The sequence below is a fragment of the Trichodesmium erythraeum IMS101 genome (assembly GCF_000014265.1).
In the GTDB taxonomy this organism is placed as follows: Bacteria; Cyanobacteriota; Cyanobacteriia; order Cyanobacteriales; family Microcoleaceae; genus Trichodesmium; species Trichodesmium erythraeum.
Genome location: NC_008312.1, coordinates 3397278 through 3422339 on the forward strand (window position 1 = coordinate 3397278; position 25062 = coordinate 3422339).

The 25062-nt window shown below is 34.1% G+C and carries 17 protein-coding genes and 1 pseudogene; 8 read left to right on the top strand and 10 right to left on the bottom strand.

Annotated features, from left to right (window positions below; translation table 11 throughout):
- Positions 1-31: 31 nt before the first annotated feature.
- From TERY_RS10320 to TERY_RS10330, 3 genes and pseudogenes are all read right to left on the bottom strand, one after another.
- On the bottom strand, positions 32-808 hold the full coding sequence (locus TERY_RS10320) for a hypothetical protein (protein WP_011611776.1): 777 nt from the start codon (positions 806-808) through the stop codon (positions 32-34).
- A 668-nt stretch (positions 809-1476) separates the two neighbouring features.
- Positions 1477-2245: pseudogene (locus TERY_RS30530) on the bottom strand (IS630 family transposase).
- A gap of 553 nt (positions 2246-2798) precedes the next feature.
- On the bottom strand, positions 2799-4130 hold the full coding sequence (locus TERY_RS10330) for a dihydroorotase (RefSeq protein ID WP_011611778.1): 1332 nt from the start codon (positions 4128-4130) through the stop codon (positions 2799-2801).
- A gap of 580 nt (positions 4131-4710) precedes the next feature.
- On the opposite strand from TERY_RS10330, the gene lepB reads away from it, so the two are divergent.
- On the top strand, positions 4711-5361 hold the full coding sequence (gene lepB / locus TERY_RS10335; protein WP_011611779.1) for a signal peptidase I: 651 nt from the start codon (positions 4711-4713) through the stop codon (positions 5359-5361).
- A 305-nt stretch (positions 5362-5666) separates the two neighbouring features.
- On the opposite strand, the gene TERY_RS10340 is transcribed toward lepB, so the two are convergent.
- The 3 genes from TERY_RS10340 to TERY_RS10350 all read right to left on the bottom strand — a co-directional run bounded on the left by TERY_RS10340 (position 5667) and on the right by TERY_RS10350 (position 9335).
- Positions 5667-6965 carry a dihydroorotase gene (locus tag TERY_RS10340; protein ID WP_011611780.1) on the bottom strand — a complete coding sequence of 433 codons (1299 nt, stop codon included), beginning with the start codon at positions 6963-6965 and terminating at the stop codon, positions 5667-5669.
- A gap of 350 nt (positions 6966-7315) precedes the next feature.
- Complete coding sequence (locus TERY_RS10345) at positions 7316-7708, bottom strand: hypothetical protein (protein WP_011611781.1); 393 nt, start codon at positions 7706-7708, stop codon at positions 7316-7318.
- Positions 7709-7976: 268 nt separating this feature from the next.
- Positions 7977-9335: a histidine phosphatase family protein gene (locus TERY_RS10350; protein WP_011611782.1), complete on the bottom strand. Its 1359-nt coding sequence runs from the start codon at positions 9333-9335 to the stop codon at positions 7977-7979.
- Between the two features lie 723 nt (positions 9336-10058).
- On the opposite strand from TERY_RS10350, the gene TERY_RS10355 reads away from it, so the two are divergent.
- Together TERY_RS10355 and TERY_RS10360 are read left to right on the top strand one after the other, a co-directional pair.
- The gene (locus TERY_RS10355; protein WP_011611783.1) at positions 10059-11594 is read left to right on the top strand and encodes a CPBP family glutamic-type intramembrane protease; all 1536 of its coding nucleotides are present in this window, start codon (positions 10059-10061) and stop codon (positions 11592-11594) included.
- Positions 11595-11899: 305 nt separating this feature from the next.
- Positions 11900-12805 carry an EamA family transporter gene (locus TERY_RS10360; protein ID WP_011611784.1) on the top strand — a complete coding sequence of 302 codons (906 nt, stop codon included), beginning with the start codon at positions 11900-11902 and terminating at the stop codon, positions 12803-12805.
- Between the two features lie 1477 nt (positions 12806-14282).
- On the opposite strand, the gene TERY_RS10365 is transcribed toward TERY_RS10360, so the two are convergent.
- Positions 14283-14684, bottom strand: coding sequence for a hypothetical protein (locus TERY_RS10365; protein ID WP_011611786.1), 402 nt, complete (start codon positions 14682-14684; stop codon positions 14283-14285).
- A 2099-nt stretch (positions 14685-16783) separates the two neighbouring features.
- On the opposite strand from TERY_RS10365, the gene TERY_RS10370 reads away from it, so the two are divergent.
- Both TERY_RS10370 and TERY_RS10375 read left to right on the top strand, forming a co-directional pair.
- A complete protein-coding gene (locus TERY_RS10370) occupies positions 16784-17689 on the top strand; it encodes a shikimate dehydrogenase (protein WP_011611787.1) in 906 nt (301 codons plus the stop codon).
- 1038 nt (positions 17690-18727) lie between these two features.
- On the top strand, positions 18728-19192 hold the full coding sequence (locus TERY_RS10375; RefSeq protein ID WP_011611788.1) for an FxLYD domain-containing protein: 465 nt from the start codon (positions 18728-18730) through the stop codon (positions 19190-19192).
- Between the two features lie 83 nt (positions 19193-19275).
- Here TERY_RS10375 and TERY_RS10380 read toward each other — a convergent pair whose 3' ends face one another.
- The 3 genes from TERY_RS10380 to upp form a co-directional block, all read right to left on the bottom strand.
- The gene (locus TERY_RS10380; protein ID WP_011611789.1) at positions 19276-19566 is read right to left on the bottom strand and encodes a YggT family protein; all 291 of its coding nucleotides are present in this window, start codon (positions 19564-19566) and stop codon (positions 19276-19278) included.
- 711 nt (positions 19567-20277) lie between these two features.
- Positions 20278-20580 carry a hypothetical protein gene (locus tag TERY_RS10385; RefSeq protein WP_011611790.1) on the bottom strand — a complete coding sequence of 101 codons (303 nt, stop codon included), beginning with the start codon at positions 20578-20580 and terminating at the stop codon, positions 20278-20280.
- A gap of 112 nt (positions 20581-20692) precedes the next feature.
- Positions 20693-21343, bottom strand: coding sequence for a uracil phosphoribosyltransferase (gene upp / locus TERY_RS10390; RefSeq protein WP_011611791.1), 651 nt, complete (start codon positions 21341-21343; stop codon positions 20693-20695).
- Between the two features lie 449 nt (positions 21344-21792).
- Here upp and crtH point away from each other — a divergent pair, with 449 nt between their 5' ends.
- The 3 genes from crtH to TERY_RS27815 all read left to right on the top strand — a co-directional run bounded on the left by crtH (position 21793) and on the right by TERY_RS27815 (position 24885).
- A complete protein-coding gene (gene crtH, locus TERY_RS10395; RefSeq protein ID WP_011611792.1) occupies positions 21793-23391 on the top strand; it encodes a carotenoid isomerase in 1599 nt (532 codons plus the stop codon).
- 421 nt (positions 23392-23812) lie between these two features.
- Positions 23813-24316: a helix-turn-helix domain-containing protein gene (locus TERY_RS10400; protein WP_011609939.1), complete on the top strand. Its 504-nt coding sequence runs from the start codon at positions 23813-23815 to the stop codon at positions 24314-24316.
- Positions 24317-24324: 8 nt separating this feature from the next.
- Positions 24325-24885 carry an IS630 family transposase gene (locus TERY_RS27815; RefSeq protein WP_155994678.1) on the top strand — a complete coding sequence of 187 codons (561 nt, stop codon included), beginning with the start codon at positions 24325-24327 and terminating at the stop codon, positions 24883-24885.
- Positions 24886-25062 lie beyond the last annotated feature (177 nt).

Here is a 25062-nt window from a genome sequence, read left to right on the forward strand (position 1 = left end):
AATATTTATTTATAATGTTCTGTATATAATATCAACTTTCGGCAGTGCACAGCTTCTTGCTTGTGAGCAAGTTTTTTGTGTAGCTAACCTTTTCGTCCACAACCAGGGGGACGATAGCCTGAGTAAGAGGTAAAGAAGGATAAGAGTAGTTTGGTATAGTCTGTATTAACAGCCAGACAAAACTAGAGTGAATTGCTGATAAGACAACAGCCCAGACAGTATCTTTTAGGAAAATACCCCTAAAAATTGTGGAACTAAACCCATGTCCACCCGTTAACAGAGCAATCAACACGATACTGCCCTGATAAATAGCATAACCACCGACAACAGCGATCGCTAACCACAGTAAATAACCCCGAAAACTACGAGGGCTAAATTTTAGTCGTAGGGTAATTAGCCAAGTAATCAGCAGTGTTCCCAAACCCATTACTAGCCCACAACTAAAAGACTCAAAAGTACAGGGATATTGGCGAATGGTGAAACCATAAAGCTGATTGGCAAACCAGATACTTGTAACAGTAATAAGCGCTTTTTTGCGAGTCAAAGTGTTACCATATACCGCAGCAAAACCGACTAAAGGCACATGGGGATAGATAATACTGCTAGCACTACCAATAGCAATTAGAGATAGCTGCCACTTATTGCCACTACTCACCATTTCTCCTACTGTTTGCCATAAATTAAGCTTACTCAAAGCAGCCAATGAAAATTTTTTAGATGGTACTTTGAATGAGAATACGTAAGGATTCAGAGCAGGTTGTGAATCAACTAATCTCGAACTATCCAGTTTTTTGATCTGGGAATTCATCTTTGAGTTCTTTTGCTACGAACATCACTTAGTAGTATTATAGCAATTTTTAAGTAGTCTAGCATAGGACTGAGCCAATAATACCCAATTGTCTTGACAACTCCCGTTGCTCAAAGCAAGGGATTTTTCCTTCATCATTCAATACCTTGCAAAAGCAGTACCTTTGCTTGGTATTACTCGAACTCCAGAAGCGTTAGAGAGATGCCCTCCCGCCTAAATTCTTAATCCTTCATACATGATATAATTCAAGCTAAAAATTAACGTTTAGTATCACAATCTCTATTCTAAAAATTTACCCCTTCAGACTGCAATCGGAAGAGGGCAGAAAAAAACAAACACTAAAAACATAAACAAATAAAATTTATAAACAGAGTCCATACCGAAATATGGTTTGATGCTGAATAGGGACCTAAAGGTCATCCAATATCAGTTACTCTAGTCACAATGAATAAAGTATATCACATCATCGACAATAAATACAAGAACTCTCACAATTACAAAAGGCACAAATTCGACAGAAAATACAAAAGAATAATAAGATTTTGTGATCTAAAAAAGACGGAAATTATACCTAAACTTTGTATTAAAATAGGCATACATCCTTATCACAATAGCAATGTTGATATAGCAATCGAAGGAAAGGTTAGGACGTTAACTTAATAGCATAATCAACTCTCAATGCGAAAATTTTCTCTTGTTCCAACGGACTTTCTGAGGAGGTTTTTAATTGGAAACCAATAATGTTCTATTTTATTTAAGTCAGGAAAATATGGTGGTAAATATTCAATTTCACTTTGGCACTGATTCTATTAATTCTCTCATTTTTGGGAATTTATGAAAACTTCCATTGTCTAATATTACTAATTGTCCTATCTTTAATTATGGCCACAATTTTTTTGCCAACCATTTTTCAAAAACTACACGGTTACAAGAGCCTTCAAATTGTGTTATGGGGCAACTAATTTTCCCTGACACAAACCACTTATAACACTTACCCTTAGACTTCTTTTTCCTGACTTTAAATCGTAATATCTTTTTCCCAATTTATTCCATCCATAACCATAATCTTCTCTATTGTCCATACCTGATTCATCTATATACACCAACTTTTCCGGCCTTTCCATGGGAATTTTGGCCAGATTTTTTTTCTTTTGTCTTCATCTATTTCCCTGTAACCGTCAGTTTTTTTTCTTGTATAACCAATTTTTTTTAACGCTTTACTTATAGCGCGAGCGCTTACTGATTCTGGCCATTCAGAAGCTATTTAGGAATAAGTTTTACTGCCATTAATCTGGACAAATGCTCGCTTATTGTTCTAAGTCTGATTTGATAACCTGTTAATGCTACTATATCCCCAGTTTTTCTTATTCTATGTAACCAAGTCTTGATGGTATTACGACTAATCTTAAATATAGAACTTACTTGAGTTTTACTCATCCCACCATCAATGGCCTTTTAAACTTTTTGTCTTAAGTCATAGCTATAAGGAGAAGGCATAATCTTTCCTAGATGATTTTTCGAGCATTACATCCTAATCTTTGCCTCAACTACTATATCTCAATATTCAATTTACTTAGAGGACAGGACAAGGTAGTGTAATCTGGTACTGGTAGTTCTAACCCAATTAAGGCAAATATAGATTCCAAAAATCACTCGGTTTGTCGTCCTGCCAAGCTAAACAGAGATTGTAGGGTAGCCATTGATTCAATATTTTTCGTTACTGTAGGTATTAAATGCCCCCCGATGTCCAGTTTTCTCTTGGTTGAGCCACTGCTCTATGATGTCATCACAAGCACCAAAATGTTAGATTCCCCCTTTGTTTCAAGGAAGCATTGTATTCAGACCAGTTACTGACTCTGTATTTGGACTTGGACTTACTCATATCTAAAATAGGTGCAGATTTTTTGTACTATAACTATATTTTTAGTCCATTTTCATCTTTTGTGCAACAAAGCAGCAAAAAAATCCCGAAAATTACTGTCAAAATTGTTTAGGCAATTTCCGAAAAAATCAAAGCTCGACCCCGAACTTCAGAATTAAATTCACCACGATTAAAAGCAACCTCTCCCCCAACAATAGTAACAACAGGCCAACCAGTTAAACTCCATCCTTCAAAAGGACTCCACCTACATTTTGTCATCAATTCCTCTCTTAAAACAGGGCGATAATTATTTAAATCAACTAACACTAAATCTGCATCAAAACCAGGAGCGATCGCACCCTTTTTCAGAATTCCATAACCCTTAGCCACAGCAGTAGACATCCAATTCGAAACCTGAGCAACAGAACATCTTCCCTCAATAGCTTGAGTCAACATCAAAGGCAAAGAAGTTTCCACCCCAGGCATTCCCGAAGGAGTATTCGGATAACCTTTACCCTTTTCTGCCAAAGTATGAGGTGCATGATCCGTTGCAATAAAATCAATTACTCCATCCAACAAAGCTCGCCATAAAATATCATTATCACCAGCAGATTTTAAAGGAGGATTCATCTGAGCTAAAGTACCAATTTTTTCATAAGCACTTGTATTTAAGAACAAATGTTGAGGCGTAACTTCAGCAGTTACCCAACTAGGCTTATCCTGACGCAACAATTCAGCCTCATCTCCAGTCGAAGTATGCAAAATATGTAACCTCCGCTCATACTTCTTAGATAATTTCAAAGCCATCTTAGTTGCCAACAAAGCAGCTTCATTATCCTGAATTTGTGAATGAATAGCAGGATCAGAAATACCAGCAAACTGTTTTTTCCTTTCATCAATTCGAGCTTGATTTTCAGCATGAACAGCAATTAATCTTTTTCCCCTAGCAAAAATTGGCTCTAACTTTTCCTCAGTATCCACCAACAAAGGTCCGTGCATAGAACCCATAAAAATTTTAATTCCAGGAGTAGGATTAGCTGTTAATAAATCAGGTAAATTCTCTGCCGTTGCCCCAATAAAAAAACCAAAATTAGCCACGCATTTTTGCTCTGCCCGTCGTAACTTATCATCCAATGCTCCTTGAGTTGTAGTCAAAGGTTTAGTATTAGGCATTTCTAGAAAAGAAGTAACACCACCCTTCACACAAGCCCGACTAGCAGTAAATAAGTCCTCCTTATGTTCCAACCCAGGTTCCCGAAAATGTACTTGAGGATCAATTACTCCCGGTAATAAAGTTAAACCTTCAGCATCTATGATTTTTTCTGGAGCTTCAGAAGATGAAATCTCTGGAGCAACCTGAATAATTTCTCGGCCTTGAGTTTGCACATCACCAATCAAAAATGTCCCATCCGGTAAAAGGATGCGGGCACGACGAATCAACAAAGAAGAGATAGGAGCCATAATAAAAATTTGGTTTGAAAACTAGAGAAAGAAAATTTGGTTTGAAACTTATTATATTATTTTAGGAATTAAAGATAAAGGACTAGGAGCTAGTAATTCAGTAAACAGAAATATAGAAAATACGAAAAAACCATACCTCAATAACTAGAGAAACCGTATAATATTATTTTTATTAAGACTATGGTAATATTTTAAATTATAAGCACTACAAAAACTAAGACGTTATAGTTTTTATTCACAATCTCTACTAAAGTATTCCAACCATAGGTTGTAGTATTTTATTGTAGGGCTTTGGTCTGCAAGCCGAGGACAAAAAAATGGCATGAAAAGACTAAACTCAATTCCGTTTTTTTCACAATTTTTTTAGGATTGTTATAATTATCCCTATTATGACTATCAACTCAAAAACATAAAAAATCAAAATATCACTATAATACAACATGAACTTAAGATGATTGAAATTCTCGGCTATTTTCAATGCTTAGACAGGGTACTTAAAAAAAATCCTGAATCATTAAGGGTTAAAAAACTGTTAAATAAAACCAGTATTTTCAGATTAATTCTGTGATTGATATAGATAATGAATAAAGAAGAAAAATCAACACATAAAGAAAATCAAAATGAAGAAAATCCTTTGATTGAGTCAATAAAAACTATTGGACTTAGCGTGATTTTAGCTATAGGAATTCGTCAATTTGTTGCCGAAGCACGTTTTATTCCCTCTGGTTCGATGCTACCAACATTACAAATTAATGACCGCTTGATTATAGATAAATTGGGTTATCAATTCCAAGAACCGAAAAGAGGAGATATTGTGGTTTTCAACCCAACAAATGAACTAAAAACTCAGTATAAAGATGCTTTTATTAAACGGATAGTTGGATTACCTGGAGAGCGAGTAGAATTGAAAGATGGAAAGGTATATATAGATAATCAGATAGTAGAAGAAACTTATGTTGCTTCAGATTCTAATCCAGCAGAACTTGAAGCTAGAAAAACTAATCACCAACAAACAAGAATAGATGTCTGCCCTCCTGATAAAAGATTTCTTTCTCAACCTGTGGAAGTGCCTCCAAATTCTTATTTGGTTATGGGGGATAATCGTAATCATAGTTATGATGGCCGATGTTGGGGTTTTGTACCTTATGAAAATATTATTGGTCGAGCTATATTTCGCTTTTGGCCTTTTACTAGTCTTGGTACAATAGATGAACTACCATTATACGAGTAAGAAGCATTTTAGTTATTAGTATCAGTACTGAGCCCTCTAAGGCAAAGGCAAGAAAAGTGTATGGCGAATATTTTTTTTATCCTCTGTCTCAGGGAATGCTTGCAGACCCTATTTTTTTTATCAAAATTTGAAATTTAAAGCTCAAGATTAAGGTTTAATTACAGTCGGGGGAATTAAGGGATTAAACTTGAATACCTCTAAATCTGAAAAACTTTTAAAATATCAAAAGTTTTTATCAATTTCAAGGTAATGAATTCCTTAATTCATATCTTCATGTCTAGGTGCTTCATAACAAATAATATCCTTTAAAACTCCCACTCTAGGACACGACCTTGAATTTGTTTTCCTAACCAAGGTGTATTAAAAGAACGAGATTTCAAAGTTTGTTTTTCTACTACCCAAGTTTCTTGAGGAGCAAATAAAGTCACTTCTGCTGACTTTTGGGGTCTGATATCTCCAGGAATTAATCCTAAACATTTGCTAGGAGACGTACTTAATAATCTCCATAACTCTAAAGCCGACATCTGTCCTGTGTTGACAAAACTCTGCCATAATAAAGGTAATGCTATTTGTAGTCCTATTGCTCCTGTGGGTGCTTCAGAAAAAGCAACAGTTTTCTCTTCATAAGTATAAGGAGCATGGTCAATAGCAATAGCATCTAAAACCCCATCCCTAATACCTTCAAGTAAAGTTAAGCGATCGCTCTGACTTCCTAGAGGAGGTTCCAAACGTAAATTCGGGTCATAAGGAAAAAAATAATTATCCAGAAGAGACTTACCCTCAATAGCCAGACTATCCAACAACAAATGCATCCAAGTCGTACTAGCAGTAATAGGCAAACCCCTACTTTTAGCATTTGCAATTAACTCTACACTCCGAGCAGTAGAGACCCGCATAATATGAACCGGAGTACCAATAGCATCTACTAACTCTAAAACAGCAGCCAAAGCAGAAGTTTCAGCCATAGTCGAAACCCCAGGCAAACCCAAACGAATAGAATCATACCCCTCTCGCATCACCCCATTACCTGCTAACCCAGAATTTTTGCAAAATAAAGCAACAGATTTATTCAGAGGTTTCAAATATTCCAAAACTCGTCGTAACAAACCAAGATTTTCTAGAGCCAAACCATCAGCAAACCCTATAACACCTGATGCAGCTAATTCCCCCAACTCAGTCATTTCCTTACCTTTTACACCCTGAGTAATAGCACCCCAATAATAAAAGAGAGGAAAAGTAGAATTATTATTTACCTGAGTTGCCAAATTTTGTAATCTTGCCAAACCAGACAAATTATCCACAGGAGGAAAAGTATCCGGCAAAATTGCTAACCTGGTAAAACCACCTGCCTTAGAAGCTTGCATTAGAGATTCTATAGTTTCCCGTTCCTCAAACCCAGGTTCTCCGCTATGACAATATAAATCTACTAAACCAGGACCTAAAATTAATCCCTGACAGTCTTGAATATCTGTTTTAGTTGGAAACTCGGAAATATTTTCCTCAACTGTGGCTATTTTTCCATCAATAATTAAAACATCAGCAACTCTGTCTGTGTCGTAAACAGGGTCTAATATTCGGACTTTTTGAAGTAATTTGCTATTCATTTCTATAGAAGTCAGAAGAATGTAGGTTGGTTAGAACGATAGTGAAACCCAACAAAACCTTGTTATGCTAATTTTGGGTTTCCATACCTCAACCAAACCTATACCTAATATTCGGATTTGTTGAAGTAGTTTGCTGTTTATTAATTATATACAAGTCAGAATAATGTAGAATGTAGATTAAGTAGAACGACAGTGAAACCCAATAAAACCTTGCTAATGTTGGGTTTCGATACCTCAACCCAACCTATACTTATCTCTTAGCCGAAACATGTCCCATTAGCGAAACAACCTAACCTAGTTCTGGACTTTGCGTCAGCAAAAATGTAACTTACAGGACTTTTTCATAATTGTCAATCAAAGTAAAATTTTGATGTAGGAAAAAATCCATGATATTTTTTTCCATTGCGCTCTAATACTCCACCATCACCGCTGAACCTCAATTTTGTGGGATGATTAGGGTCTAAGTGTTGAAAATCTTGACCACAAGGACGCCATTTTTCTTTACTTCGGTCCCAGTAAAAACATTTTCTACTGGTAACTGGGACAAAACAGGTTGCCATTTTTATTCCGGGATTAAAGAACCCTCCATAAGAACCAGAAATATCTGGCACTACGTGATAAAAAATGTCTGGCAACTCCTTAAAATAATCTACGTCGGTTCTAAAATCTTCTTCGCAACGATGAATTGTTTGAGCGCTAGCAGGTTTATATGTTATGAGATTAGGAACACTACTCCAAAGCAAACAGAAGAAAAAGAAACATAAAAAGATAGTGGCTTTTGAAAAGTATAATTCTTTTCTCTTATGATATGGGAAAATATAAACCTCATTTTAGTATATGCAAAGTATAGCAATCAATTAAAATGGTGCATTACCACAGATTGTTAAATCATTAGAAAAATTAGTCATTCCAGTAGCATCGAAATATATTAAATGATAGGTGCGTTACATTTCATTTTCATGTCACGCAGTGAAACGCACCCTACTCTCCTTCGGTTTGGAGACCAAACTCCTACAAAGCTCCAGCAGCAGTTTTATCCAAAATACCCCCAGACAAATGAGAAGTAATATTCATCACCTCCAATACTGGAAGTCCATCTGGACCTTCAGGATAATCAATCACACTAACTGCCCCATTACCCTGCTTAAAATTCCAGAAATGTTCCGGTTCCAAAGCAAATAATTGACAAAGGATAGCCTTATTAATAGCATCATGGGCAACTACAATACCAACACCAGAAACCGACCTAATAATCTCATTCCAAGAAACCAGCGCTCTTTTCCAAACTTGCTGTAAATTTTCTCCCTCTGGCATTTGAACCGATGCCGGAAATTCCTTCCACTGTTTCAACAACCCAGGAAAACCCTCTTCAATTTCTGACTCAAACTTTCCTTCCCAGAGACCGTGGCTAATTTCCCATAAACCATCCAATAATTTTAACTCTACATCTGGATGATGCTGCAAAATAATCTCAGCCGTTTCTTTGGGACGTAACATCGAACTACTCACAGCAAAATCTAGATGTACATCCTTAAGAAACTCCCTAGCTTGATTAGCTTGCACTCGACCATTATCATTAAGTGGTACATCAATTTGTCCCTGAAATTTACCATCTCGGTTCCAGTCAGTCTCGCCGTGACGCACCAGTAACAACCGGGGACCTTGATGGTTACTTCTAGGTTGAGGAAACTTTTCACCAAGCTGAGTAGTGAGATTCATTGATTCTAATTGTACAGGTCCTCCTGGTTCATTCTCTCCAGAAAAAGAAGAATAAGGAGGAGTAAAGTTTAGTATATTAATACCACAATTGGACTGTTGAATAGAGTGGTAATAAGATGGCTTTATTCCTAAAGCTGTAGAAATGAGGCAGCGATTAATACCGTTGTGGGCTACAAGTAGAATAGTTTTATGATCATTATTATTCAAAGTCTCTGACCAAAATTTCTTAGCTTGCTCAAACAGAGATAATATAGGAAAGTGCTTGATTTGACCCTCTGGTTTGGAAACCTCCATACAAAGTTCCTGGGGACTGCTTTTCCATAAACTATAATCTTCTCCATATTTCTCTATCACTTCTTCGCGCATCATTCCTTCCCACAAAGGTAAATCAATTTCTCTTAAATTTTCTTTGATTTGGACCGGGGGTGGAGAGTCTAAATAGGAATGAATAATTTCAGCAGTTTGTTTTGCTCTTTGTAGGGGACTGCTATAAATAGCGTCAAATTTTAGGCTTTGAAGAGCTTCACCTACTTGACGAGCGGTATTTTGGCCTGTCTCAGTCAGAACTGAAGCATCAAGGCGACCTTGAATTCGGCTTTCTATATTATAGGTGCTCTGGCCATGACGCACAAGGATAACACGGGTACTCATCGATAATTTATATTATAGATTGATTTGGAACTGTGAGACAGAGTGCATTTTACACTGTTTTAGGTCTTAATAGCTGAACTTAAAAGTCAAACCTCCCTGAGCTATCTCTAATCAGGAACTTCTAACACCCTTTTCTGATAGGGAGGTGGGGAAGTGGGGGGTTTTACAAGTGTATGTTTTTTAGAATTATGCCCTTGAGTGTGGGGAGTGTAGGAAAAGAGGTAAGTATGGGAGGATTTTTTGACCATTTTTTTGTATAAAAAAAAGTACTCTTTTCGGATTGATTTGATACTGAATAAAGGTAGTTACTCTACCCATTTGTTAAAAACATACCCCTATAAGAGTGGGAGATGTGGGAAAAAAGCGATCGCTCAATTACATACGGCAGAAAAAAAACGTATTTTTAAATACATTTACTGTTCCGAAATATTCACTTAATAGTAGATCCATAACTTTTTTCTTTTGTCAAGTTTTATGTTAAGAAAGATGTTTATAAAGGATAGTCCTCTAAAGGGGAAGTCGGTAGGGGTTAATGGCCATTCGTCCCTTGACAGTATGGACTATATTTGAGAATGTTCGCCCCGTACATCAGTAGGTGGAGTTATCACCGATGTTAAGTCTTTGGAGAGAATAAGGTTACAGACTTTGCTCAGTGATGATTCACAGAAGCAGGAAACTAGCTCTAAAAAGCTGTTGAATAAGTTTAGTAGAACGGAGATATTAATGAAAATTAAAAAGTTAATTTTAAGTATTCTGACTATTGTAGCGATCGCTTATATTAGTTTTTCTTTAATTAGTAGTGTAACTCAGCCACAAATTCAAAGTCGTCTGGAGTTATATCAGACAAATTTATTGTTGCAGGCTGGGGAATGGAAACCTCAAGATTTAGATAGTAAAAATTTTTATTTAGCTAGTAAAACTTTGATTGGTAATGACTCTAAGCAAATTGGATTAATACAATACAAAAATGCTCGTGATTCGGCTCAAAAGCAATTGGAAAAACAAGAAAAAGATTTACAAATTTTATCTTTAGAGGAAGGAATAACAGCACAAAGTAAAAAGTTAAATGATGATATTAATCAGTTAAAAAAGTTAATTAATGAATTTGATCTTAATATTGGTATTTTGCAAATAGAAAAAAATCAAATAAATACAGCTCAGCAAAGTTGGCAAAATTTAACTGAGTCAGAAACTGCAAATAAACCTTTAGGAAAAACGGCAAAAGTTTTAGCAGAAATCTGGAGTACACCAGCCAAAATTTTACCTAATGCAGAATATTTAATCGAACAAAATTTAGATGGATGGTTTCGTTATAGTGCTTTTAAAAAACTATATAAATTACAGGAAAGAGAAGAAGATTTAGCTCAACTGCAAAAACAGGAACAAGAGATAGCAGAACAAGCAGTATTAAAGTTAGCTATTATTGCCGGTGTGCCGGGAATAGGATTAACATTTGGAGTAGGATTACTAATATTTTTAGGAGTGCAATGGTTAATTTTAGGAAAGGAATCTTTATTGTTAAAAAATGCTGATTTACCTTGGGAAGTCAATTGGAATGGTGAAACAATTTTACAAGTATTTGTTGTCGGTTTTTTCTTGGTCGGGCAAATTATTGTTCCTTTTGGATTAGAGGTTTTTAAAAGTTTCACAAATTTGCAACCTGCAATGATGGGAGTGCGAGTACAAGCAGGGTATATTCTTAGTGCTTATATTTTGTTTTCTCTAGGTGGTTTATTAGTATTGTATTTATCATTAAAGTCGTTTTTTCCCTTACCGAAAGGTTGGTTTAAATTTGATTTACGTGGTGGTTGGTTTTTCTGGGGTTTAGGTGGTTATTTTTTAGCTTTACCAATGGTCATTTTAATATCTCTAATTAATCAACAATTATGGCAAGGTCAAGGTGGTAGTAATCCCATTTTACCTATTGCTTTAAACGGGCAAGATGGTTTAGCTTTAGGTCTATTTTTTGTTACTGCTTCTATTGCAGCACCAGTTTTTGAGGAAGTTATGTTTCGCGGATTTTTGTTACCTTCTTTGACAAAATATATGCCTATTTGGGGAGCAATTATTGTCAGTGGTTTTTTATTTGCGATCGCACATTTGAATATTTCTGAAGTCTTACCTTTGGCAGTTTTGGGAATAATTTTAGGAGCAGTTTATACCAGGTCTCGTAATCTTTTGTCTTCTATATTGTTACATAGTTTATGGAATAGTGGAACCTTGTTAAGTTTGTTTATTTTGGGAAGTGGAAATTCCTAATATTTATCAAGAATATAGCCGGACCCAAAAATATCAAAAACAGGCAAGATAGGAGCAAGAGAGCAAAATATTGCCACTGTTCCCTTGACCAAAATAATTATAATAATGGGATTTAGCCATAACCAACATATATATTAAGAATTTTCATTTTTTCAGCACTCAAAACTTAATATAAATAAAGTATGATTTAATACTTTGGGTAAGTCCTGAATAAATCTATCAATGGTAATTTCTGCTCTAAAGGCAATGAATTACAGCACTTTTAGGACTCACCCTCTTTCTTAACTTATCCAAAGTCAAAAATTATGCAACAATGGGTTACTAATTTTCAAGGAGAACTAGCTGCCTTAAGTGGTGCATTTTTGTGGGCAGTATCTTCAGCAGCTTATAGCTTACTTGGTCAAAAAATATCTGCCTTAAAATTAAATTTATTCAAAGGTTTAATAGCGATCGCTCTGATTTTTCTAACTTTAATTATTAGTGGCAAACTTCAGACAGAACTAAACTTATTTACAATAAATTTACTTTTAATAAGCGGTATTATTGGCATTGGTTTAGGAGATACTGCATTTTTTTATGCCCTCAAAAATATGGGTGCAAGAAGAACTCTTTTAGTGGGAACTTTGTCTCCCCCAATAACCGCTTTACTAAGTTTAATTTTTTTAGAAGAACAATTAACCTTTGGTGCTTGGTGCGGAATTTTTATTACAGGAATAGGTGTAGCTTGGGTAATTTCAGAAAGAACTCCTGGTGTAGTAATTAGTAATATTAATATCAAACAAGGAATAGTTTGGGCAATATTAGCAGCAATAGCTAATTCTACTGGTATAATTCTTTCCCGTTTTGCTTTACTTTTCTCAGAGATTATTCCTTTATGGAGCACTTTATTCAGATTAATAGGAGGCATAATTATTGTTGTCTTTTTGTTACTTCTCCAGAGAACCAGACAGGAAAAATCAGAAAAAATTAATTGGTCAATAAAACTTAGAATAGACATTTTTATTGTAACTTTTGGTGGTACTTATTTAGGTATTTGGTTACAACAAACTTCTCTCAAATATGCTTCCGCAGGTATCGCCCAAACTCTTTTAGCTACAAGTCCAATATTTATCATTCCTATTGCTGTTAAAATGGGAGAAAAAATAAGTATTAGGTCAATTTTTGGAGTCTTAGTAGCAGTAATAGGAATTAGCTTTTTATTTACTTTTTAGTAACAAATTGAGATAGAATATTAGTATGATAAATATTACCTATAAGAACCAAAAAAAAACTTGATTTTACCATATTTTTGAACCGATGTATCCCTTACTTCTAAATCCAAAATCATAGTATCAAGACTAACCCATAACCACCATAATATAGTAGGATTTTTCATACTTTAAATGTCAAATAATTTTCTGAAATTACTGGGGCCGTCAAAGTTGTAAGCTGATAAAATCTTAATGCACGACTTCCGTTAAGCTTACAGCAGTTTTCATGCCACCATATCACAGTAGGGACGTTACATAAAAGCGTCCCTACAAGATTGTAGTTATAGCGATGCAGTTCATCAATTTGAAAAGCCTTGTAACGAGACATTGACGTTCTTCAATTAAGTTAGTAATCTGCTTATTTCCTTTCTATATATAACTTTTACAGGACTTATCCATGACTTCTAGATAATACCCTATCTGTAGAGGGCAAATGCAATTCATTCCCTATTTGTAGAGAGTTAATGATCATTAAAACCTACTAGATGTGGCGGTTCTGGGTAAGTCGGTTTCAACTAGCTGATAACCCCGTCAGAGCATTATCTCATGCCTTACACATTTTCTGATACTCCCGCTGAATTCCTTGTAAAATATGTTCCATCGTTACCGCACTATCAGCTTCGGCAGCTAGGCAAGCAGCAGCTAAGGCAATATTTTGAATATTCCCATCACTGTGAAAACAAGCTTCACGAAATAATAATTTGAGCAGTTAGTCAAAATCTTGCTTAATTGCTAAAGCTTGAGCTAAGTCGGTAATTAATAACTACCTGTTAAGTTGAGCTGCAAGAGCGATCGCTCCACAGCGTTTCTCAGGAAGGTGCAAGCTAGAGAAATAGATAAGTAGATACTGGTGTATATTTTGAGCTTGGGTGATTAATTTAGGAAGTATCTGCTTGATTTCATCCCGAATGGGAAATTTTTCCTCAATAGCAGGATGAGTTAATAATTTATACCATAATATAATCCTAAGCTGTTTTCAAGTCCCTTTTGGTTTAAGAGAAAATGGATCATCTGGTCGTCTAGTTTCAAATAATAGGATAATATTGGTGGCTTAACCTGATGATGTTCAGGAATTAAGAGAAGTAAGCCGTATTTGATTAAGAGTACATCAGGAGCAAAATTGATTCGTTGCAGCAGTTTCGCTTCAGGAGAGGGACAGAGTCAGTTTAGAGCTAAATCAACACTGGACCCCTTGGAAGTGAAATCATCCTGAAGATAAGCGTATAAGCGATCGTAACGCAAATCAATTTCTGGAGCTAGGGCAATGAGCATCAAGCATCAAAAGAAAACTCCACTATTTTACTAACTAGAGTTTTCAATTAATATGCATTAACCCAAGGGGTGGGGGAGGGAATTTAATGCTCAGTATCTTCAAATTGAGGATTAGATTTCACTTCGTTCTACAAAAGCAGACATTTTTAGGTCTGTTATGCTACTACTACAATTTTTGCTGTAAATATTTGTACCAATTAACAGCTAAATCAATATCTGTAAAGGGAACTTGGATATTTTTAGAATCAGAAAAAATAAACTCCAAAACTACCTTACCCCGAGTAGGAAGATTTTCTAGATCTACTAGCTTATTATTAACTAATAATTGTAGCGATCGCACATCTGACAAAGAAAATGTCTCCAAATTTACAGGTTCCTTGCGTTTAGGTTTTCCCCAAGTTATACTTTCACCATTCTGACCCAATACCGCATAAATATCATATTTAGCTTTCTCAAAAGGTTTTGCCCAAACACGGTAAGCTTCCAACTTTTGATACTCATTCCAACCTGCCCAACTGAGCCAAATAAACACACCCAATAAGGGCAACCATAATAAACCTCTTTCCATTTTAGTTCTCAGATTTTCTACTTATAATAATAACTGAATATTTGAGTAAGCAATAACTTAAAGTAAAACGAAAAATTCTGTTTCCAGTCTTATTTTTACATAAAAAAAACAGATTGTAACATTATTTAATTAAATAATAACTTTAATTGTAATTGCCTTATTGCCAGATTGAAGTTTATTCGTAGATATTATGATAGAAGTTAAACATCTTCATAAAAAATTCTCTTATCTCCTGCTTCTTTCCAAATCAGCATTTTAGAGAAGTCGATTTATGTTTTTTTTAATCTGATAAATATATTACCCAGCCATTACTGTTATATATAACTTATAACTTTGTCATTTTCAAGACATGCTCACTATAATTAGTGCCATTGCGTAAGTCATAAATAGTTTTTTCTCAAGTATGAGCCCAACTTTTGATATGGTTTTTTACCTAGTGTCTAGTTGCAAAAGTTAATATATTTATTATACCAATTCAAGTGATAGTTTCCTTGTGAATAACTAAGATAAAAAAATGCCCCATCGAGCTCTACTGGTAAATCTGAAAGCAGAAGAAAGATCCCATCTTATATCTTTTGTCTGGGCCGATAAATCACAAGCTTAAGATGCACTTCGTGCACAAATCATACTTCTGTGCCCTCAAAGATATACTAATCAGGCAATCACCTCATTAGCTCTCAATGAATGTTTTGAGTATTAAGTATCGGGACCAAACCTTTGGTCAAAAAAAAAGCCAGTTTATCTAGTTTACTTTGGAGTGGGAAACCAAAAAAGTATCAAATACATGAAGGCATCCCATGACTCAAACTTCTAAAAACTCCTCCACCTCAAGGTTGAAATACCCGGGTTCTTGAAATATAGGAGATGTTTAGGGTTTTGATTTAGCTGTTTTTAAAGTCAATAATACATCTTCATCTCCATCTTTAAACTTAATGACTTTATATGGAGAGAAAGAAAAAAAATTAGGTGTTAAAATTCATGCTTATTATCTTTTTTGGAGGAATAAAATACGTCTTAGTCAAACAATAACAGGAAAAAATATAGTGAAATTGGATATATAAAGAGCATCTCAAATAAGATAAAAATTACTATAGCAAGTAGGATTTATAAAGTTAGAAATAGAAAGAGTAAGTCTTCATTAATTAGGTAGTTTATTCCAGGAAAAAGATGATTTATAAGTAGCTGCTAATGTCTAATGGAAGTTTTTAATCATTTATTACCTATATAAAAAAATAGTATGACAATTAATTTAACTAAAAAAATTTTTTTTTAAAGATAATTTATAAGTATCTGCTAATGTCTAATGGAAGTTTTTAATCATTTATTACCCATATAAAAAAATAGTATGACAATTAATTTAACTAAAAAAATTTTTTGAGAAGATTTAAGACAAAGTTTTAATTTATATTTATGTTGAAACTTATAATAATTTTTAATAATTATAAAAGAGATATTTGACAGAAAAAAATCATCTAAACCCTTATTGAATTGATATTAAATTTTAGATAATATGTTAGATAATTCAATGAAAATCAAGTGATACTTTTGACTATATTATTGGCTTTAATATCCCTTAATGTAAATTATTAATACAGAAAGAATATTCTTTTAAACATTAATTAATCAAGCTATAAAACCAATTTTTTGTAAAATATAAAATGTTTAATTTATGATTTAAACCAGCACTATTAAAGTCAAATTATAGCCATGCATTAGACGGTATCTGTAAAAAAAAGATTAAAATCAAACAACGGGAAAGTAAAACAGAGAAAATGGAACTAGTCAACCAGGTGTCAAACATTGAGTACATAACTCCCAAAGCCTATTTCACATATCTCAAGTATCGCTACTTGGGAAACGATAGCTCCCATACTACCTGTGGCCAAATCTGAAACATCCAAAGGAAGGAAAAAAACAGTGGAGTTACCAGAAATTGTTAGTATTATTTTCTGGACTGGTATTAGTAGTGTTAATTCATAGTGCCAATTGTAATTATGCTCAGAATTGTTTTACTCTAGCGCTATAGTTTTTTTGAATTTTCAAAATATCAACAAATATACTAAAATATAGCAAATACCAGTTTAAATTTATTTTCGCAAATGATTACAAGTAAAACAAAATTATTAGGAGTCATTGGTTATCCTCTTGAACATTCTCTGTCTCCTTTAATGCACAATGCTGCAATTCAAGCAATAAATGCTCAACAAGCTCAACAAAATTTAATTGATTATATATATCTACCTTTCCCTATTAAACCAGAAAATTTAAACGCAGCTATTACGGGATTTTCTGCTATTGGCGTTCAGGGTTTTAATATTACTATCCCTCATAAACAAACAATAATGCCACTATTATCAGAAGTTTCCGATATCGCTCAGGCGGTGGGAGCAGTTAATACTGTTTATAAAACACATTCTCATAGAACACATCAAGGATGGACGGGGACAAATACAGATGTGGCAGGATTTCTGGCCCCACTACAAACCTATCGTTGGGATATGCATCAAAAAGTAGCAGTAATTTTAGGTAACGGTGGTGCTTCTCGTGCAGTTGTTGCGGGTTGCATTCAGTTAGGTTTTGCAGAAATTCATATTATTGGTCGGTCAATAGAAAAATTAACTGCTTTTCAGCAAAGTTGGCTTAATTCTCCTCTAGCCATAAGTTTGAAAATACATAAATGGGATAAACTGTCAAGCTTAATTTCACAGGCAGATTTGTTAGTTAACACAACTCCTATAGGAATGTACCCAAACATTCAGGAGTCTCCAGTAGATGAGAAGGTTTTTGACAAATTGTCGCCAGGGGCGATCGTCTATGACTTAATTTATATTCCTAACCCTACTAAGTTTCTTCAGCAAGCTCAGGAGAGGGGAGCGATCGCTATTGACGGTTTAGAAATGTTAGTTCAACAAGGAGCTGCTGCCTTAGAACTATGGTTACAACAGTCTGTACCAGTGGATGTTATGCGCTATTCTTTGCATAAACATTTAGGATTAAATAAATAATTAGGACTGGTTCAAAAAAACTATAAGTGGACATATAAATTTCTATTTATACCAGTTTCAGAGGGGCGTAAAGTAAAAAAAACTTGATGACTTTAGACTTAGAGCAAAGAGAGATTAGTGTTTAACTGTAATTTACCATCCCCGCCAAATGCTCTAATATTCCTGATATTTTAATCAAAACCCTTGAAATTTAATTTTTAACAAGAGACAATACACACTATAGATTTCCTGATTTTTATTATATACGCCAAACAGCTTACTGAACTCAGGTACTAGCCTCAACGCTTCTTCCACCCTAATATTTCACCCACTGCTCCAGACTTTGCTCCCCACAGTTGCTCTTGTAGGGTGCGTACATTTCATTAACTTCCCCCTTATTTTATAGTGTTTCCCGATAGCTACGAATCATGCTAAACTCTTTTTCTCTTGACAAATTTCGTAATCAGGTGTTATAATAATCCGGTATAGAAAAAATTCAAATGATAGAAAGTTTACTATATAAGACTTTCAAGATATCAGGCATCAAACAAATACCATAAAGCTAAACTATAAGGGTTTTAGCCATTTTTTTCTTAATTGCTAATAACTATAATGAGTATAGTGATATTGATATAGCACCATTGAGTAACTAGTGCGATCGCTATATCTAAGTTTATATGCGCTCTCTACTGATGGTATGAGCGGTACAATTCCTGAAAAAATTATTCAGGTTAGGTTTTTTCTCAGAGGGAAATCAAATAATAATGCATACACATATACTAAAAATTAATATTTATAACTTTAGCATTACAGGACTATACAAAAAATGTTAAACAAACAGCCATAGTATTTAGTAAACACTTATTACCTCTAAAGAATTTTAATTTTATCAAAATCCTAACACTTTTTTATAATGCTATAATATTATATCTGAAGCAAAGCGTGATTCATATTCCTTTGAAGAAAGGCTAGCAAAATCATGTTTTTGTCCACTAATATAGCTAAGTTTTTTGATATAAGCTAAAATTATTATGCTCAGTCTAAATATTAATTAATGATATGCGATCGCGATTCCTGCCTAATATTATTATCTCCGGCTTAATTACAATAGCTATTTGGTTGTGGAGTAGCCCTGCGTGGGCATTAATTCAACTTAAAGTTTCCGATCTAAACTATAAAGATTGCCCTACAGAAATAGGAAAAGGGGCAATTACCAGTGGTTCTAGTCTGGCAGCTAATTGTTTTATTATTAGTGGGAAAGCCAAAAATACTTCTAATAAAACTGTGTATGATGCTGATGTTTATGGCCGTATCTATGACGCTAACAACAATAACGTCATGCAAAATCGTACCAGACTTGGAGCAATTGAAGAAGTGCCTGCACTTAGTACTACCGATTTTGAAATTAGAGTTTCAGTACCAGCAAATCTACCTACTCCCTTGAAACTTAAGCAGTTTAAATCATCTGGTTTTCCTAGTAAAGCTCGTTGGGATCAAACTATTGAAGAATTTGATGGATTTTAATGATTAAAGGCAGATAGAATTATAGGAATAAATACCTTTTGATCATCTGCCCCAAAGTTTTTTCTCATGAAAGATTGTAGATATTAATAAACTGGCAAAATCAAGCTATTAAGTAATCCAGTTAAAAATTGAGCTCCAAATTGGAGAGCAAATATAGCAATTATTGGAGAAAAGTCAATACCTCCCAAGGGTGGAATAACAGAACGAAATACATTTAGATAAGGGTCTGTCAACTGACTCAATACAGAAAATGGTGGATCATACCAGTTAACATTAGGGAACCAACTTAACAAAATCCGAATGAACATCAGAACCAAATAGATGTTTATAAATGTTGTTAACGTCCCGACTAATATTCCTATGGAAGCACTCATAAGTATTTTTATTTTTCGTGAAACTACAAATACATAATTATACAATAGATATTAGCATAGCTTTACCAATACTATGAGTACTAACAATTGTTAACAATTCACAGTAAGATATACCTTGCATTGGTAGTATCTCCCAATACCTAATTTAGAAAACCTGTAGACGCTTTTAAGTACTTACATCGCCTTGTTGGATCGGCGCTCACAGACAGAAGTTTAATTAGTTGGCCAGGTGATTGGGCAACAGAGAGTATTAATTCAATTCGGTTACTTAATGCTTAGTAAATTATTTCATACTACAAAAGTACCCCTAATAGTATAATTATACCACAATTAATTAAGTTTGATAACCCTAGCTATATCAGCATATATAAATTTATATCAATAAATATCAGCAAATCAGTAATAGTTAAATAGGTGTATTAAGCTCTGATATAGAATATGCTTGATTCGGAGTGTTATAATAAATTTTGTTTATACTATACGAATATCAGTATGGTAAGACACTTAATACTTTCCTAAAATGGAATATATTTTATCTATACTAGAAATACTGGATTTAATATAAAGTCTATACATATAGATATATTAAAAATATCAAATAATTCAATTCAAATGATTTTTCGCTTTAGATGGCTATAAAATCAGTATATTACGAACAATTTTATATATTCTAAAATTTAGATATTTATTAGATATTTAGTGGAAATTTCTTCAGAGCGATCGATCAGTATTTATCAAATTTCCATTAACATTGTCTATTTGTTGACGCACTTCATCAATTGCTTGATTCAACTGTGCTATTTGAGCTTCTAAACTCTGATGAGCTACTTCTGTACTGTCTAATTCTGTTATTGATTTTTGTTTTTCTGTATCTTGACTATCTAATAGATTTTCTACTAATTCAGGATCATCAGATATACTTGTTCCAATTAAAATTCCTAATAATCCACCAGCCAAGCTACCAAATGCTGCCCCCGCAATTAAACCACTCACAAAACTATCTTTATTACTCATATTTAGCAAATAGCTAATTACTTATATTACATGTTTATATATCTAGAATAACAGATTATGAAATTTAATGTCAAAATTTAATTAAGATTAGGTAAGTCTTAGTGGCCAATCACTAAGTACCAAAAAATCGATCCCCCGCATCACCAAGGCCCGGCACAATATAACCAACATCATTTACAATCTCATCAATAGTTGCCGTATAGATAGCCAAGCTAGGATAAGTGCTACCCAGTTTTTGTAGAGCAGGTTTAGCAGCTACTACAGAAATAATTCTTATAGCAGCAGGGTCAACTCCACGATGAGTTAATTCCGCCATTGCCTGCATAATTGTGCCACCAGTAGCTAACATTGGGTCGCAAATCAAAACCCGAACATTCGAGTCAAATTGGGAGGGAAGCTTATTGAAATAACAATTAGCTTCGAGAGTTTCTTCATTCCTGACCATTCCCAAATGATAGATAGATGCCAAGGGCAAGACAGTTTGAGCGCCTTCTAGTAATCCTAGACCGGCTCGGAGGATAGGTATTACTACCATGGGAGCTTGAGGATGGACAAAAGTAGCCGAACATTCAGCTAAAGGAGTCTGTACATTTGTTTCTACGACAGGTAACCAATCTCGAATTGCTTCATAAGTTAACCATTTACCTAACTCTGTTATGGCAGAACGAAATAGAGGAGAAGGCGTATTAAGGTCACGAGCTACTCCTAACCAATGTTTGACTAATGGATGGGGTGGGACATAAACACGAAGTTGCAAAGCCATGATTACAAAAGTAAAAAAAATTAGTTTTAGGACTTATGTAGAAACTTAATCTACAAAACTTTCTGAGTTGAACAAAAAGTCAATATAGAGCAATAAATCCAGTTTTTTGTTGGGTGGGTAAGTCCTGAGTTAATTAGAATGTTAGCTTTTTAAGCCTATCTCTCTGGTTACAGGAGTGCCTAATAATAATAACAATCAATGTTGATTATCTCACACAAAAGAATAGGTTAAAATTAAAGAAAGTGAAAGTATTGATAAATTTAATAAATCTTAAGGTATAATTAAGAGTTAAGTATTGGTGGATTATGGCAAATTTTAGTATTTTACTATTGAGTTTAACTAACATGAGTTTTTTAATTATTAGTTAATACTTAACCAAGTTTACACTTCAAATTAAACACTATTATAACCACTAGACTAAAATCAAGAAAAGTATCAAAGGTTTTACTATGACAGTCTCTAAGCAATCTACCTCATTAACTGATAAATTATCAGCAATACCTGAATATGATGCAGTTATAATTGGCTCTGGCATTGGTGGCTTAGTTACAGCCACTCAACTTGTAGCTAAAGGAGCAAAAGTTATAGTCTTAGAAAGCTATATTATTCCTGGTGGTAGTTCTGGTTACTTTGAAAGAGAAGGATACACATTTGATGTTGGTGCATCAATGATATTTGGTTTTGGCAAGAAAGGTACAACAAATTTACTTACTCGTGCTTTAGATGCTGTCAATGTGAGCCTAGAAACAATTCCTGACCCGGTACAAATACATTATCATTTACCAGATAATTTAGAATTAAAAGTTTACCAACACTATGAGAAGTTTATAGAAGAATTAACTAAAATATTTCCCCATGAAAAGAAAGGAATTAGACAATTTTATGATGAATGTTGGGCAGTATTTAATTGTCTCAATTCAATGGAATTATTATCTTTAGAAGAACTGCGATATCTTTCCAAATCATTTTTTCAAAATCCTGGTTCTTGTTTAGGGCTATTGAAGTATTTGCCTCAAAATGTTGGTGATGTTGCACGTCGATATATTAATGATTCTAAGTTATTAAAATTTATTGATATGGAATGTTATTGTTGGTCAGTAGTTCCGGCCAACTTAACTCCAATGATTAATGCTGGTATGGTATTTTCTGACCGACATTATGGTGGTATTAATTATCCCAAAGGTGGGGTGGGAAAAATTTCCCAGAAATTAGTGGAAGGTTTGGAGAAAAATGGAGGAAAAATTAAATATCAAGCCCGTGTAAAAAAAATTATTATCGAAAACAAAAAAGCGGTAGGAGTGGAATTAACTAATGGTGAAATTTATCGAGGTAAACGAATTATTTCTAATGCTACAAGATGGGATACTTTTGGCAAGTTAGTCCCTGAGAAAAATATGCCCCCAAGTGAGATGAAATGGCGGAGTAATTATCAAAAATCACCAAGTTTTTTAAGCTTGCATTTAGGAGTCGAAGCAACTGTATTTCCCCAGGGTACAGAATGTCATCATATTCTCTTAGAAAATTGGGAAAAAATGGAAGCAGTAGAAGGTACAATTTTTGTTTCTATTCCTACATTATTAGACCCAAGTTTGGCGCCAAAAGGATATCATATAGTTCATACTTTTACACCTAGTTATATAAAAGATTGGCAAGGACTAAGTATAAAGGAATATGAAGCTAAAAAAGAGGCAGCAGCAGGGCGAGTTATTGAGAGATTAGAAAATATTTTTCCCGGTTTAGATGCAGGTTTAGACTATGTGGAAGTTGGCACTGCGCGATCGCATCAAAGATTTTTAAATCGTGCAGATGGAACTTATGGACCTATTCCTCAACGTAAATTAAAAGGTTTATTAGGAATGCCATTTAATCGTACTGCAATACCTGGTTTATATTGTGTTGGAGATAGTACATTTCCTGGTCAAGGTTTAAATGCTGTAGCATTTTCTGGTTTTGCTTGTGCTCATAGAGTTGCTGCTGATTTGGGTTATAACTCTAAGGGCAAGTCAAAAGTCAATATAAACTTTACAAAAGTCAAAAATAATCTTTGACTGAGTTTTTTGTCCCTTATGTGGAGCAAACAGTATTTATAAATTTCCCAGCCTTAAATGCCTAGTACTAAAAAAATTATATTTTATACTACATTTTATCCTATAAAATATATAAGTCAAAAATCATGCATTTAGGCCTCCCCTTTTTATTATTTCCCAAGGGGAAAAGTCACCCCAATTTGAAGAAAATTATAGTCGTCAATAGGATTCAATGATTTAGTTTAACCAAGCTACGGATTTTATACGAGTTTTTATGTTACAAATTGAAGTACGGAATGTGGGATAAAAAAAATTGACTTCTCCTGTGGCTAAAGGCAAAAGTCTGGTGTTGCTGAAATAGAGGATGAATTACAAGAGATTATACTAATTTCATAAACTTAAGCTACACTTTTAGAAGTAACCTATTATAGAAAATGTCCCCATGTCAGGAGTAGTAAAAATTGAGATAAATGAATCGGTAGAAACTCTCAAAAAACTTTTAAAAAGTGCGAGTACAGCTCAAGAAAAGGAAAGACTTCAAACTATTTACTGGTTGAAAACTCAAACAGTAGAAACAGTAAAAGAAATTGCGATAATGTTAGGACGCAATCGAGTCACAGTACAAAAATGGTTAGGGAAATATCGTACAGGTGGACTGAATCTTTTACTAGAACCAAAGAAAAATCTAGGAGGGAGGCCAAGTTCAATTCCACCAAATGTAATCGAGAAATTAGAAGCAGAATTGCAAAACCCGGAAGGTTTCCAAAGCTATGGTGAAATTCAACAGTGGTTAACGACTTGTTTTGACATCGAGCTGTCTTATCGAACAGTTCATCAATTAGTCAGATATAAATTAAAAAGTAAATTAAAAGTTCCACGTCCAAATCACATAAAACAAAATAAAGAAGCTCAAGAAAACTTTAAAAAAAACTCTCATCTCAACTAGAAGAGAAAATTAAGTTAATTAATAAATATTCGGAAAATCAACTGCCAATTCGCTATTGGTGTCAAGACGAGACTAGAATTGGATTAAAAACTATAACAGGTAAAGTCATTACTGCTTGCGGTGTTAAGCCCATTGGTTTATATCAATGGCTATTTAAATATCTATGGCTTTATGGTTTAGTAGAACCAAAAACAGGAGATTCCTTTTTTTATGAATTTAGTCATCTAGATACTCCTTGCGTTGAAAGATTTTTAGAGCTTTTTTCTCAAACATATCCTGAAGAGATTCATATTATTCAACTAGATAACGGGCGAGGGCATCTAGGGAATGATTTATCTATCCCTGATCACATCATTTTATTATTTCAACCTCCTTATTGTCCCGAAGTTAATCCCATTGAAAGACTGTGGAAAGAGGTGAAAAAATTCTTGAAAAATCGAGTTTTCGATTCCTTAGATTTCTTACGCAGAATCCTGAGAAATATATTAACTGGATTTAGTCAAAAAGATATTGCTTCTTGTACAGGATATGATTTTATTCTTGAAGCATTATGTGTAGTCGGACTTTAGGAAATTGGTATTAGAATACCCAATTCAAGGTTCCCCTATGCAATGTCCAGAACCAAATCTGGCCATATTTCTGACTTAGAGTAACAAAGGGTTTTTCCTTTGAGAGGAGGAAGATAACTCGGCAGTTATATCGCAACTTTAATGCAACAAAGACCTTGATCTTTATTATGCAGGACT

Bases quoted from the DNA above. Each gene is read 5' to 3' on its own strand.
- TERY_RS10320 (WP_011611776.1), bottom strand. From the start codon at position 808: ATGAATTCCCAGATCAAAAAACTGGATAGTTCGAGATTAGTTGATTCA.
- TERY_RS10330 (WP_011611778.1), bottom strand. From the start codon at position 4,130: ATGGCTCCTATCTCTTCTTTGTTGATTCGTCGTGCCCGCATCCTTTTA.
- lepB (WP_011611779.1), top strand. From the start codon at position 4,711: ATGAATAAAGAAGAAAAATCAACACATAAAGAAAATCAAAATGAAGAA.
- TERY_RS10340 (WP_011611780.1), bottom strand. From the start codon at position 6,965: ATGAATAGCAAATTACTTCAAAAAGTCCGAATATTAGACCCTGTTTAC.
- TERY_RS10350 (WP_011611782.1), bottom strand. From the start codon at position 9,335: ATGAGTACCCGTGTTATCCTTGTGCGTCATGGCCAGAGCACCTATAAT.
- TERY_RS10355 (WP_011611783.1), top strand. From the start codon at position 10,059: ATGAAAATTAAAAAGTTAATTTTAAGTATTCTGACTATTGTAGCGATC.
- TERY_RS10360 (WP_011611784.1), top strand. From the start codon at position 11,900: ATGCAACAATGGGTTACTAATTTTCAAGGAGAACTAGCTGCCTTAAGT.
- TERY_RS10365 (WP_011611786.1), bottom strand. From the start codon at position 14,684: ATGGAAAGAGGTTTATTATGGTTGCCCTTATTGGGTGTGTTTATTTGG.
- TERY_RS10370 (WP_011611787.1), top strand. From the start codon at position 16,784: ATGATTACAAGTAAAACAAAATTATTAGGAGTCATTGGTTATCCTCTT.
- TERY_RS10375 (WP_011611788.1), top strand. From the start codon at position 18,728: ATGCGATCGCGATTCCTGCCTAATATTATTATCTCCGGCTTAATTACA.
- TERY_RS10380 (WP_011611789.1), bottom strand. From the start codon at position 19,566: ATGAGTGCTTCCATAGGAATATTAGTCGGGACGTTAACAACATTTATA.
- TERY_RS10385 (WP_011611790.1), bottom strand. From the start codon at position 20,580: ATGAGTAATAAAGATAGTTTTGTGAGTGGTTTAATTGCGGGGGCAGCA.
- upp (WP_011611791.1), bottom strand. From the start codon at position 21,343: ATGGCTTTGCAACTTCGTGTTTATGTCCCACCCCATCCATTAGTCAAA.
- crtH (WP_011611792.1), top strand. From the start codon at position 21,793: ATGACAGTCTCTAAGCAATCTACCTCATTAACTGATAAATTATCAGCA.
- TERY_RS10400 (WP_011609939.1), top strand. From the start codon at position 23,813: ATGTCAGGAGTAGTAAAAATTGAGATAAATGAATCGGTAGAAACTCTC.